The 12,478-nt window shown below is 46.2% G+C and carries 13 protein-coding genes and 1 pseudogene; 5 read left to right on the top strand and 9 right to left on the bottom strand.

Going from position 1 to position 12,478, the window contains the following annotated elements; all coding sequences use genetic code 11:
* Positions 1–3: 3 nt before the first annotated feature.
* The 3 genes from OQ477_RS09190 to lacG all read right to left on the bottom strand — a co-directional run bounded on the left by OQ477_RS09190 (position 4) and on the right by lacG (position 3,490).
* Positions 4–1,701: a PTS lactose transporter subunit IIBC gene (locus OQ477_RS09190; RefSeq protein WP_265972160.1), complete on the bottom strand. Its 1,698-nt coding sequence runs from the start codon at positions 1,699–1,701 to the stop codon at positions 4–6.
* An 11-nt stretch (positions 1,702–1,712) separates the two neighbouring features.
* Complete coding sequence (locus OQ477_RS09185; protein ID WP_007407323.1) at positions 1,713–2,027, bottom strand: PTS lactose/cellobiose transporter subunit IIA; 315 nt, start codon at positions 2,025–2,027, stop codon at positions 1,713–1,715.
* A 62-nt stretch (positions 2,028–2,089) separates the two neighbouring features.
* Positions 2,090–3,490, bottom strand: coding sequence for a 6-phospho-beta-galactosidase (gene lacG / locus OQ477_RS09180; protein ID WP_265972159.1), 1,401 nt, complete (start codon positions 3,488–3,490; stop codon positions 2,090–2,092).
* Positions 3,491–3,741: 251 nt separating this feature from the next.
* Here lacG and OQ477_RS09175 point away from each other — a divergent pair, with 251 nt between their 5' ends.
* Together OQ477_RS09175 and OQ477_RS09170 are read left to right on the top strand one after the other, a co-directional pair.
* On the top strand, positions 3,742–4,503 hold the full coding sequence (locus OQ477_RS09175) for a DeoR/GlpR family DNA-binding transcription regulator (protein WP_007610724.1): 762 nt from the start codon (positions 3,742–3,744) through the stop codon (positions 4,501–4,503).
* A gap of 16 nt (positions 4,504–4,519) precedes the next feature.
* A complete protein-coding gene (locus tag OQ477_RS09170; RefSeq protein ID WP_167409023.1) occupies positions 4,520–5,203 on the top strand; it encodes an HAD family hydrolase in 684 nt (227 codons plus the stop codon).
* 193 nt (positions 5,204–5,396) lie between these two features.
* Here the strand turns inward: OQ477_RS09170 and OQ477_RS09165 are convergent, their stop codons facing one another.
* Positions 5,397–5,744 (bottom strand): DUF3147 family protein, encoded by a 348-nt coding sequence (locus OQ477_RS09165; protein ID WP_265972158.1) that lies wholly within the window; start codon positions 5,742–5,744, stop codon positions 5,397–5,399.
* Positions 5,728–6,153 carry a MarR family winged helix-turn-helix transcriptional regulator gene (locus OQ477_RS09160; protein WP_265972157.1) on the bottom strand — a complete coding sequence of 142 codons (426 nt, stop codon included), beginning with the start codon at positions 6,151–6,153 and terminating at the stop codon, positions 5,728–5,730. Before OQ477_RS09160 ends, OQ477_RS09165 begins: the two co-directional genes overlap by 17 nt.
* 362 nt (positions 6,154–6,515) lie before the next feature.
* Here OQ477_RS09160 and OQ477_RS21035 point away from each other — a divergent pair.
* Positions 6,516–6,912 (top strand): annotated as a pseudogene (locus OQ477_RS21035) (MgtC/SapB family protein); the annotation flags it as partial.
* Between the two features lie 283 nt (positions 6,913–7,195).
* Here the strand turns inward: OQ477_RS21035 and OQ477_RS09150 are convergent.
* The 4 genes from OQ477_RS09150 to OQ477_RS09135 all read right to left on the bottom strand — a co-directional run bounded on the left by OQ477_RS09150 (position 7,196) and on the right by OQ477_RS09135 (position 8,777).
* A complete protein-coding gene (locus tag OQ477_RS09150) occupies positions 7,196–7,378 on the bottom strand; it encodes a hypothetical protein (protein WP_074534190.1) in 183 nt (60 codons plus the stop codon).
* Between the two features lie 113 nt (positions 7,379–7,491).
* Positions 7,492–7,665 (bottom strand): YjfB family protein, encoded by a 174-nt coding sequence (locus OQ477_RS09145; RefSeq protein WP_012117340.1) that lies wholly within the window; start codon positions 7,663–7,665, stop codon positions 7,492–7,494.
* A gap of 43 nt (positions 7,666–7,708) precedes the next feature.
* Positions 7,709–8,110, bottom strand: a complete 402-nt coding sequence (locus OQ477_RS09140; RefSeq protein ID WP_265972156.1) for a DUF2809 domain-containing protein — start codon at positions 8,108–8,110, stop codon at positions 7,709–7,711.
* Between the two features lie 97 nt (positions 8,111–8,207).
* The gene (locus OQ477_RS09135; RefSeq protein ID WP_038457697.1) at positions 8,208–8,777 is read right to left on the bottom strand and encodes a YjgB family protein; all 570 of its coding nucleotides are present in this window, start codon (positions 8,775–8,777) and stop codon (positions 8,208–8,210) included.
* A gap of 124 nt (positions 8,778–8,901) precedes the next feature.
* On the opposite strand from OQ477_RS09135, the gene fdhF reads away from it, so the two are divergent.
* Both fdhF and OQ477_RS09125 read left to right on the top strand, forming a co-directional pair.
* Positions 8,902–11,859 carry a formate dehydrogenase subunit alpha gene (gene fdhF / locus OQ477_RS09130; RefSeq protein WP_265972155.1) on the top strand — a complete coding sequence of 986 codons (2,958 nt, stop codon included), beginning with the start codon at positions 8,902–8,904 and terminating at the stop codon, positions 11,857–11,859.
* Positions 11,852–12,394 (top strand): DUF1641 domain-containing protein, encoded by a 543-nt coding sequence (locus tag OQ477_RS09125; RefSeq protein ID WP_012117344.1) that lies wholly within the window; start codon positions 11,852–11,854, stop codon positions 12,392–12,394. The genes fdhF and OQ477_RS09125 overlap by 8 nt, the downstream gene beginning before the upstream one ends.
* Positions 12,395–12,478: the final 84 nt, after the last annotated feature.

Below are 12,478 nucleotides of genomic sequence, written 5' to 3'. Positions count from 1 at the left end.
ATTCTATTTTGAGGTATGCTCCAGTATGAACTGAATGGCTTTTTGTGAATTTCTGGTGAGGCTGATATATTCCGCTCCTTTCGTTGCGATGAGTTTCACTTGCAGGCGGTCCGCATCTTCTTTAATGTCATCATAATAAGAGCCGACCTGCGGAGCCAAAATGATCATATCGAAATCTTTCATGATGTCGTAATGGGAACCGTAGGCGCCTGCTGAGGCGGTAATCGGCACGTTGTATTCTTCGGCTCCTTCTGTCAGTGCGTTCGCAAGCATGGCGCTCGTTCCCGCTCCGGCGCACAGCACTAACACATTGGTGCCGTGTTCCAAGGCGGATGAGGATTCCTGAAAATTTGTGCTGATGACGGAGGCCGCGTCTTCTGAGGCGCCGGCCATGGCGGGCTGTAATGTTTGCGGCGCGCTTTCAGGTTCGGTATGTTGGGCTTCTTTCGCCGCTAATACTTTGTCATAAGCTTTACAGAATGGCAGGTATATCAGGAAATCGACAATGATTAATACAGCCGTCAGCACAAAAGCCGAGAGCCCCATCCCGGTTCCGAGAATCAAGCCGGCGGGCGCCGGGGTGGCCCAAGGAAGAACATACATAAAACTGTTCATTCCGATGACATCCACGAAAAATTTAAACAGACAGACATTCACCATCGGCGTTACAACAAACGGAATGAAAAAATAAGGATTTAAAATGATCGGCGCAGCAAAGAGCAGAGGTTCGTTTACTGCGAAAGACACCGGAACCGCGGATGCTTTTCCGACTGCTTTCAATTGCTTGGATTTCGCGAAAAGAAGAAAGATAAACGGAACCACAAGGGTTGCGCCGGTCCCTCCCATTGTGCCGACGAAGTTCCCAAGTCCGACGGTCAGCACGTTGGACGCCTGCTCACCGGCATTATGAAGCTGAAGGTTCGCCTCCACATTTGCGTAAATAATAGCTGCAATGGCCGGCTCCACAATAGAAGGCCCGTGAACGCCGACAAACCAGAACAGCGCCATCATTCCCCAAATGACACAAATCCCCAGATAACCGTCTGCGGCGGTAAAAAACGGCGATAAGAGAGAGGAGAGAGCCTCTGCAAAAGATACGTTCAGCGTGTTCCTGATCAATAAATCAATGATTACCATGGCCAGAACGGAAAAAGCGAACGGAAAAACATCTTTAAATGTTTGTGAAATGGTACCCGGTACTTCTTTAGGCATTTTAATCGTAATATTTTTCAGCACGCAGAATCTGTAAACGTTCACTGTTATGAAAGCGGATACAAAAGCGGCTAAAAGACCTTTTGTGCCGAGGTATTCCGTGGAGAATCCGCCGTCGATTTGAGTGACGCTTAAAATGAGAAACCCGACGACTGAAGCAAGCATCGCTGAAACGGGGTTGATCCCTTTGTTTTTCGGGATTTTTCGGTTCATTGATTCACTCAGGCATTTCGCACTTGTTGCCGCAACGATCAGACCGAGGGCGCCCATTGAATAGTTATAAACTTTCCAAAGCCATTCAGAAACACTTTTAGGCCAAGTGAAACCCAACACTTCCGGCACAGCGGCGGTGAGGATAAAAATGCTGGCGAATAAAATAACAGGCATGGCCGTTAAGAAACCGTCGCGGATCGCGCCTAAATAAATGTTTCTTGAGATTTTTTCAAAAAACGGTTTTCCCTTTTCGATTTGCTTGATGATACCGTTCATTTTTCCACTCCTTATCGGCGGCTTCGGTAGAGTTCTATAAAATCCTGAATAAGATCACGGAGCAAAAGGGTTGTCATCAAGTGGTCCTGGCCGTGAACGAAAATGAATCCTAATTCCATGTCCTTGCCGTCAGCTTCTTCAGCTAACATTTTCGTTTGCGCATTGTGGGCGAGGGTTAAATTTTCATCGGCGCTTTTCAATGCTGCTTCCGTGTTTTCGAAGTTTCCGGCACGGACTTCTTTCAGGACTTTCAATAAAGTGCTTCTGGCATCGCCGGCATAGGCGACAATTTCAAAACCGAGCATCTGCAATTCTTCCTTTGTCATGAAAAAACCTCCTAAAGACGGCACACATGATGAAAAGAGACTCTTTTCACCATGTATGATCGTTAAATGATTGTTTTTGTTTCACTTACAAGTTTGTACCAGTAGGCCGATTCTTTCGGATACCGTTTTTGGGTGTCGAAGTCGACGTAAAAAAGACCGTAACGTTTGTTGTAGCCGTTGGTCCATGAAAATAAATCCATTAAGGACCATAAGAAGTACCCTTTTACATTGACTCCGTCGGTAATCGCTTTACTGACGGCTTCTAAATAGACTTTTAAATAGTCGATTCTTGCCTTATCCATAATGATGCCGTCTTCAAACTCATCTCTATAGCCCATGCCGTTTTCGGTAATGTAAATTTTGTTATATTGCGGGTAGTCCCGTTTGATGCGCATCAGCATGTCATACATGCCTTCAGGATAGATGAGCCAGTCCCAATCGGTCCGCTTCAGGCCTTCTTTGTAAATTCTTTCGCCGATTCCTTTTACTTTATAGACCGAAGTGCCCTTATCGCCCGTTCCGTTATGGTGAATAACGGTTTCTCCGTCGTACGCTTTGAGGAAATGGCATTGATAATGATTGATGCCGAGATAATCATTGCGCGTCGAAGCTTTTTTCATCACGTCAAAGTCACTGTCTGAAAACTCGTATGAAGCGCCGTTTGCCTCACAGATTTCATCCAGAGCCCGCATGGTTTCCTCAGAATAATAGCCGAGGTAGGTGGCGTCGAGGAGGAATCTCACGGATAACGCGTCATCCAGAAAACAGGCGTGGCGGTCTTTTTCTGAGTCACTGGCGGGATATTTTGTTTCCAATGAGTGGACGACACCGATTTCTCCCGGATAGCCGCCGTCTTTAAAAAGATTGACGGTCATCGCATGCGCTACCATCATGTGATGGAGGCATTGAATGACTTTTGTGATATCACCTTTAATAGATGGCGGAAAAACCCCGAGTAAATACTGGTTGGTGGCTGTGGGATAAATTTCGTTAAACGTGCTCCAATATCTGATTTCGCTGAATTCTTTAAAGCAAAACTCCGCATAGCTGACAAACGCTTCTATTGCAGCGCGGTTGAGAAAGTCTCCCTGATCAAACAATCCTTTCGGTGTATCGAAATGATGCAGCGTGACAAAAGGGGTGACGTTGCGTTTATGGCACTCTGAGAAAATACGATGATAGTAATCAACACCTTCCTGATTGATTTTGCCCGTGCCGTCAGGGAAAATTCTCGTCCAGGCTATAGAAAGGCGGATGCCGTTTATTCCGAATTTTTCACATAGTTTAATATCTTCCGGAAACTGGCGGTAAAAATCACTTGCCGGATCAGGGCTGAATCTTCCCTGTTTTTCAAGAAACTCATCCCAGGCCACAGGCCCTTTGCCGCCTTCTTTTGTGGCGCCTTCCGCTTGATATGCCGCAGTCGCCCCGCCGAAAATAAAGTCATGAGGTAATTTGAGCATTGCTGAATCCTCCTTCGCCAATGTGTGAATTGAAGTTTGTTAATGTTCGTAATTGTTATCTTTTGTTTAATAGTAAACGCATACATTTTTGTTGTCAATAGCTTCATAAAGAAATAAAATCTGTTTTAATAGGGATTTTATAAGTTTTTCGTTGTTTATATGTTGATTATGTTGTTTGTTGGTGTTTGTTTTTGTTGACCGGATTGCCGCGGTGTGTTAGATTGTGTGTAAAGTTGAGGGGATGATTGAACATGTTAAAAAAAGAGCGTCTTTTAAAAATCATCGATATCGTAAACTCGCGGGGGTTTATTACGGTGAGTGATATTATCGATGAACTGGATGTTTCTGATATGACAGTGAGAAGAGATCTGGACGAGCTGGATAAGGCCGGAAAAATCGTACGTATTCACGGAGGCGCACAGAGCATATCTTATTCCATTGATCACGAATTATCGCATAATGAAAAACTGGGTGTTCAAATGGAGGAGAAGGAGAAGATCGCGGAACTCGCAGCTTCATATGTAAATGACGGCGATACCGTTTTTTTAGGGCCCGGCACGACGATTGAACTTTTAGCCAAACACCTGCTGCATAAGCGAATCAGGATTATCACAAACAACTATCCCGTATTTGATATTTTAAAACATGGTGACACTGCGGATACCATCCTGATTGGCGGCGATTTCCGGAAAAATACCGGTGCCTTCGTCGGGCCCATCGTGAACGGCAATCTGCAGAAATTCAATTTTACGAAAGCCTTCATCAGCGCCAACGGCATACATAATGATGAGATTTCTTCTTACAGCATTGAAGAAGGGGAAGCCCATCAAATCGCGCTGAATAATTCGCGGACGAAATTTTTGCTGGCGGATAATAAAAAATTCAACCGGGAAGATTTTTACGTGTTCTATAACTTGCATGATATGGATTATCTGATTACGGATGATAAAGTGATGAAAGATGTTCAAATTCATTACGAGCAATATGTAGATGTCAAAATCGCAAAAAAATAAAAAGGCGGGCGGTTCGATGAAAGGGGTTATTTTTGATTTCAACGGCACGATGTTTCAAGATTCGCATCTGCACGAAAAAGCATGGTTTTTCATGGTGAAAAAATACGCACCGAAAACCATTTCTGATGAAGACATTTTCGTTAACATTCATGGGAGAACAAACAGTGAAATCCTGACGTATTTTATTTCCGGCGATTTAACAAATGAAGAAATCGAGAAGCTGTCTTTTGAAAAAGAAGCCTACTACAGAGAATTATGCCTTGAAAACAAAGATGAGTTAAAGCTGACGAAAGGACTGACCGGTGTATTGAACCATCTGAAAAAATCAGAAACGCCGATGACCATTGCCACGGCTACGGTAAAGGAAAATGTCGAGTTTTACTTTGACGTCTTTCAGTTGGATCGGTGGTTTGATTTTGACAAAGTCACGTTTGATGACGGGAGCTTCCCCGGAAAACCGGCGCCGGATATTTTTCTCATCGCATCGGAAAAGTTAGGCCTCAGACCTGAAGATTGCTTAGTCATTGAAGATGCCTTTTCGGGGCTCACAGCGGCGAAAAAAGCAGGTGCAGGCAAGATTATGGCCATTGATCCGCTCGGAAAAAACCGCGCGCTATTTGAAGAAAAACAGCTGGCGGGTGACGGGATACTGACAGATTTCACCTCATTTTTTGAGGTGATTGCCGGACATTCTGTTTGAGAGATCAGCCGGTTTTCACACGGGTATGGCTGTACAGGCTGCGGACTCCGTTCGCAACACGGGATGATTTTGTGTTCGGCGGTGTCTGCTTTTCGTGAAGAAAGGGGTTTCGCTTTTTAATCGGAGTCACTTTTAAGACAGGGGTATCCCTGTTTTTTTAATTCCTCGTATTTACAAACAAGCGCTAAGGTGCTTATTGCTGACTGTTTATATGTTTTACGATAAAATCCTGAGCATACAAGAAAACCAGCCATCCTGTAAGACCAAGCCCTGATGCGGCAATGAAAGACAGTGAATGGCGAAGGGCGATGCCGATAATGACCAGCATAATGATTGTGGAGGGGATGCCGGAAGCCACGCTGAATGCAAAATGACTTAATGTCTCCTTCGTTTCGCCTTGGATGTACAGCCAAACCATGCTCAGCATACTGACAATTGGTAAAGCCGCTATAAGACCTCCATAACTCGGGCTTCTTCTTGATATTTCAGTGATAATCCCAATAATAGCAGCGGAGACAATGATTTTAACGATCGTAAACATCTTCAGCACGCTCCTTCATCAAACTGAATGCTTTTAAGACAAGTGTTCTTTCTTCATTATTCATGCTGTCAAAAAGAAGCTGTTTAAGCTTTTCTTCATCAAGACCGGAATGCCGGTAAAGGACATCCGCCCCCAAACTGGTAAGTTTTAAAATGACTTTCCGCTCATCCTCAACACTTCTGGTTTTATAAACGTACTTTTTCTGCAGTAACCGCTTTATATGTTCCGAAGCGGTATTATGTGATACTTGAATCGCTTCGGCAATGTCTTTTATTCCGACTGCCTTCTCTTTTTGAATGACTTGCAGAATCCGTACACCTTGGTGAGTAATTTTTTCATGGTGCTGATAACGGAGCCGGTAGTAAATATCTGTCCAGAGGTCATTTAATCGGATTATTTTGTTTGACATCATCATCCACCTTCTATCGTTTATTAAGATTATATCTTATATTACGATATATTTTTGCGGATTGAAAGCAATTTTTGAGCATGAGGGAGCGGCATTCGTTCTGTTTTGAGAGAAGATTGGAAGAGACAAGCGGCCGCAGCTTCAACGAATAAACTTGTTTAATATACTCTCAATAAGTTATCTCCTTTATTTTGGAAAATTCAGCTTAATGCCTTCCGCATATAAATAAGGGCGCTGACAATATGATAAAGAACCAAAGTATATATTCAAATGCAGTTTTTTCAGCAGGGCAGTCTTGTGCTGATTGAAAAAGATACGGGGGATAAAAAGCGGGTAAGAAGATAAGGAAAGGAGAGAGACGGATGGAACTTGATTTTGTGATTCGTCTGGCGGTTGCGGGTCTGCTTGGGGCTCTTATTGGATTGGAGAGAGAATTCAGGGCGAAGGAAGCCGGTTTGAGGACGCATTTTTTAGTGGCCGTCGGCAGCGCCTTGATGATGATCGTTTCCAAATACGGCTTTTTTGATTTGTTATCCAACAGCCATACGTCCTTTGATCCGAGCCGGGTGGCGGCGCAGGTCGTCAGCGGCGTCGGATTTTTAGGAGCCGGCACGATTATTTTGCAGCGGCATGTCGTGCGGGGGCTTACGACGGCCGCGGGGATTTGGGCTACGTCGGGGATCGGGCTGACGATCGGGGCAGGTATGTATGTCATTGGCATCAGCGGCACGATTTTGGCGTTAATCGGGCTTGAACTGTTAAATTTTCTGTTTAAACCGGCGGCGCATTCTTTGTCTGTCAGTTTCAGGATTGAGGAGAAAGCCGTCATGCATGATATTTTAACTTCTCTTGAGGAAAAAGGAATTCTTATTACGTCCTATGAATTGAATAAGGCGGTGCTTGAAGTGAAGGGAAGGGTGAAAAGCAAAAGCGGGAAAGCGGCGGTAATGGAAAAAGTTCAAGCTCTCCCGTATATTCTGTCGGTCAAAGTTGAATAGCAGACAGGGGAAGCCTCCTGTCTGCGGTCATTTCTTTTCAAACATTAATACCAGGGATAGAACGGGATATACGGCCGCGGATAGTATGGATACGGTCTGGGGAAATAATAAGGCGGCCGCGGATAGTATGGATATGGTCTGGGGAAATAATAAGGCGGCCGCGGATAATGATATGGCACCCGTTCGTGGCTCTCGGCTGTGTCTTCATGATAGAAAGGATCGTACAAGAGGAAAACCTCCTTTTCAAATGATGGTTCCGTTTACCTTATTCCTGTATGCCCGGTATGGTGTACGTACAACGGGCAAAAAAAAGACGCCGGTTATCATCCGGCATCTTTTTTTACACTTTCACATCAATTGAATGGCCGGCAGTCGGGTGCTGGGACGGCAGCATTTTCACTGTTTCTTCCGCCGCAGCCTGTGCATGCTGCATGACCGTTTTTGTTAAAGCGATATTTACATTCTGCGCCAGAGATGCCTGGTGCATAGCGATTGATAACGCAGGGATATCCATAGCTTCCACCTCCTTATCCCTTCATATCGGCGGCATGCTCCGATTATGAAGGGGACTGGCGGTTTCTTTTTACGGCCCATTCTAAAAATGCGGCAGCGCATACCCCGAGGGTATAGGCGAAAATGTCACTCCAGACAAATTGCCAGCCGAGGATCAGCCCGCCGAGCGTGCTGCTTCTGATTGAGTCAATCCAAGGCGCGTGATACAGCTGGCTGCATTCAATCAGACAGCAAAACGAGAGGCTCAGGATAGCGGCTGTTTCCGTCCGGATGTGCCGAAATAAAAGCCCGAATCCTGTAAAAATCATTGCCGCCCACAAGGCATCTCCTAAATAAGCGTTTATGATGCCGGGCAATAGGGCGGTGATGTATGCGGTTCTGGACAGCAAACCGAGGGCGATGATAAAAACGGTACATATTCCGTATGTCAATGGATGTCTATTCACTTCAAACTGTTCCCCTTTTTTTGTACTCCCATGTATTGTAAGGAACGACGGAGAAGCTGTCTATGAAAAAACGGCCCGGGAGGCCGCTTTTTTTGCGTTATCTGGCTTTTAGGTTGACGTGGTCTGCTTTTTGGTCACTGCCGATGACGAAGCGGAGCTCATACTGCCCCGTATGGTAGACGTAATCTGTTTCGCCCGTTTTTGGCACTGTCAGGATTTTGTCAGCGCTGCCGATTTGTTTGCTTAAGACGTCAGGTGTGACGCCGCCGAGGTTTAAGCGCCGCTCGACCCCTGTTCCGAAATAGCGTATTTCCGAGATTTTTCCGTTTTTATGATAGGAAAATCCATAACCGGGGTTTCCCATGTTCCAGCTGTATAAATCAAATGGATTGCGGCTGTCTGCTTTTTGTTCCGGCTCGCCGATTTTATCGTAAACGTCCTGTCTTGTGCTTTGGTTGATTTTCAGGCCTTTCACATTTTGCGGCATTTCCCCTTTAAACGCCGATTGGTAAAGGCTGTTCACCAGTTCTTGTGCACGCTGGTTTTCCGTTTTTGAAGCGGCTGCGGCATGGACGGGCTGTGTATCTGAAAATGCTTCTGCGCCGAATGCGCATCCCGTGAGCATCACTGCCGACAATCCCGTGGCGAGTGTTTTTTTCTTCAACATATGTGAACGCCTCCTTTTTACCGCTCATACCCGTATGTTTCCTGAGATAAACGAGATGTTTTAGTGAAAGGCCGGTTGGGAATCATAGAGGATGTATAGAGGGGTACAGAAAGGGGAAAAGAAAATGGCTGATACAAAGAAGGTTACAATCAATGGGGTTGAAATGGAAGCGCCGGACGGTCAAACCGTTTTGCAGCTTTTGAATAATAGTTCAATTGACGTGCCGCATGTGTGTTATCATCCGAGTCTCGGGCCGATTGAAACATGCGATACCTGTATCGTCAATGTTAACGGGGAACTGGTGCGTTCGTGTTCCGCGCAAATAAAGGACGGAGATGTCATCGATACGCTTTCGTCTGATGTGAAAAAAGCGCAGATTATCGGCATGGACAACATTTTGCACAACCATGAATTGTACTGCACGGTCTGTGATTACAACAATGGGAGCTGCGAAGTACATAATACCGTAAAGGAAATGAAAATCAATCATCAAAGCATTCCGTTCGATCAAAAACCGTATCCTAAAGATGAATCAAATCCGTTTTACCGATATGATCCCGACCAGTGCATTTTGTGCGGACGCTGCGTCGAAGCCTGTCAGGACGTACAGGTAACCGAAACGTTAAGCATTGATTGGGAGCGGAAACGCCCGCGGGTCATTTGGGATCAGGATGTGCCGATCAATGAATCATCATGTGTTTCCTGCGGACATTGCTCGACGGTATGTCCGTGTAATGCCATGATGGAAAAAGGTATGGAAGGCGAAGCGGGGTATTTAACAGGCATTAACCAAGAGACGCTTCGGCCGATGATTGACATCACAAAAGGCGTCGAAACCGGATACGGATCAATTTTGGCCATATCGGATATGGAATCGGCCATGCGGGATGAAAGAATCAAAAAAACGAAAACCGTATGCACTTACTGCGGTGTCGGCTGCAGTTTTGATATTTGGACGAAAGGAAGAGACATTTTAAAGGTAGAACCTCAGGCCGAGGCGCCCGCAAATGGCATTTCAACGTGTATAAAAGGGAAATTCGGCTGGGATTTCGTCAATAGTGAAAAGCGCCTTACCAAACCGCTTATCCGGGAAGGAGAATCGTTTCGGGAGGCGGAATGGGATGAAGCGCTGCAGCTGATCGCTGATAAATTTACCGATATAAAAGAACATTTCGGCCCGGACGCGCTTGCCTTTATCACATCTTCCAAATGCACGAATGAAGAATCGTACGTGATGCAGAAGCTTGCAAGAGCTGTCATCGGCACAAATAATGTCGACAACTGCTCACGCTACTGCCAGTCTCCCGCCACGGCCGGATTGTTCAGAACGGTCGGATACGGCGGTGATTCAGGGTCGATTACAGATATAGAAAAAGCTGAGCTCGTGCTGATAATCGGTTCAAATACGTCTGAGTCTCACCCCGTCCTGTCCACACGCATTAAACGTTCTCATAAGCTGCACGGACAGAAGCTCGTCGTCGCTGACTTGCGAAAACATGAAATGGCCGAGCGCTCCGATGTGTTTTTCCAGCCGCGTGCCGGATCAGATATTGTCTGGCTGAATGCCGTATCGAAGTATCTGCTTGATCACGATTTGGCGGATACTGCATTTCTGAAGGAGAGAGTGAACGGATTAGATGAATTCGTGAAAAGCCTTGAACCTTATACAATGGAATATGCGGAAAAACATACCGGTGTGGATAAGGATACCCTAATCAAAGTGGCCCGGATGATTCATGAAGCCGGCAGCGTGTGCGCACTGTGGGCGATGGGTGTCACCCAGCATATCGGAGGAAGTGATACGAGCACGGCCATTTCCAACATGCTTCTTGTGACCGGGAATTACGGCAAGCCCGGCGCAGGCTCATATCCGCTTCGGGGCCATAATAACGTGCAGGGCGCCAGTGATTTCGGCAGTATGCCTGACAGCTTCCCCGGCTATGAAAAAGTAACGGATGAAAAAGCCCGCAAAAAGTATGAACAGGGCTGGGGAACAGACCTGCCGAAAGAAATCGGAATGACAAATCATGAAATGATCGAAGGCATCCACTCAGGAAAACTGAAGTCCATGTATTTAAAAGGGGAAGAAATGGGGCTTGTCGACTCCAATATTAACCATGTTCATGCCGCATTTGAAAAGCTTGATTTCTTCGTTGTGCAGGATATCTTTCTTTCGCGTACGGCCGAGTTCGCCGATGTCGTGCTTCCGGCAAGCCCGAGCCTTGAAAAAGAAGGGACGTTTACGAATACGGAACGGAGGGTGCAGCGCCTTTACGAAGTGTTTGAACCGCTGGGAGATTCAAAGCCTGATTGGCAGATCATTACGGACATCGCCAACCGTCTGGGCGCTGATTGGCACTATGAACATCCGGCAGACATTATGGAAGAAGCGGCGATGCTTTCGCCGCTCTACGCAGGCGTCACTTACGAACGTCTCGAAGGCTACAATTCACTGCAATGGCCGGTTGCAGCGGACGGAACCGATTCACCGCTTTTATTTACGGATAAGTTCCCGTTTTCAGACGGCAAAGCGATTCTATATCCCGTTCAGTGGACCGAGCCGAAAGAATTTGATGAAGAATATGATATCCATGTGAATAACGGAAGGCTGCTCGAGCATTTTCACGAAGGGAATCTAACTTACCGATCAAAAGGAATATCCGAAAAAACACCGAGTGTGTTCCTTGAGGTCTCGCCCGAACTCGCCGAAGAAAGAGGGCTGGAAGACGGAACGCTTGTCCGTCTGACTTCACCGTACGGAAATGTGAAAGTCAAATGCGTCATCACAGACAGGGTAAAAGGCAAACAAGTCTATCTTCCGATGAACGATTCAAAAGATGCCGCCATTAACCTTTTGACCAGCAGCTATGCGGATAAGGATACCGATACACCGGCTTATAAAGAAACATCAGCGAAGATGGAGATTTTGAAAAAAGAAGGCGTTAATCCGCTTCCGAAAATCAATTTCCGTTATGGAAACCCGCAGCCGCAGATCGGTGTCCGGGTTGAGCGGAAATGGGCGCGTAAAGATTATGTATTTCCGGGAGACGCCGTAAAAAGGGGGAAACAGCAAAATGGCTAAAGCAATCAGCGGCATCCGAAAACAGACCGTCACAGAAGAAGACAAACGAAAAAAGGACTTAGAAGAGATCGAGACGGCTCTTTTACGAAATAAAGACGCGATTTTGGAATCTCTGCACATTCTTCAGCACATGAACGAGCGCGGCGTTTTGGCGCTTCTGCGCGGGCTCTTCGGCCAGGGAGACAAAGTGATGGATATCCTGGTGAAGAAGGCGAATACTCCGGAAACGGCCAATATGCTGAAAAATCTCCTGCTGTTAAGCGGCGTTCTCGGCATGCTCGATGTAAAACAGCTTGAGCCGTTTATCGTTAAAATCAATGCGGGCGTCACAAAGGCCGTCGAGGAAAAAGACAGCGGCAGGAAGACGGGGTATTTTGATATCGTCCGCGCTTTAAAAGACCCGGAAATCAACAAGGCCGTCACTCTGCTGTTTTCTTTCCTGAAAGGCATGGGCGCTGATACGGACGATATGGAAAGAAATACGCAGCCTCCTGAAGACCAAAAGCAGCACCAGAAACCGCAGACGAATGAGTGAACATTTCTCCCGAGCCTGGCCGAAGGCTCGGGTTTTTTGTGCGCTTCTGCTATTTTCTTGGGAGAAATTTCACCTCCGGATTCA

It is taken from the genome of Bacillus sp. ChL18 (assembly GCF_026241425.1).
In the GTDB taxonomy this organism is placed as follows: Bacteria; Bacillota; Bacilli; order Bacillales; family Bacillaceae; genus Bacillus; species Bacillus velezensis.
This window is presented reverse-complemented; position numbering and strand designations above follow the sequence as displayed.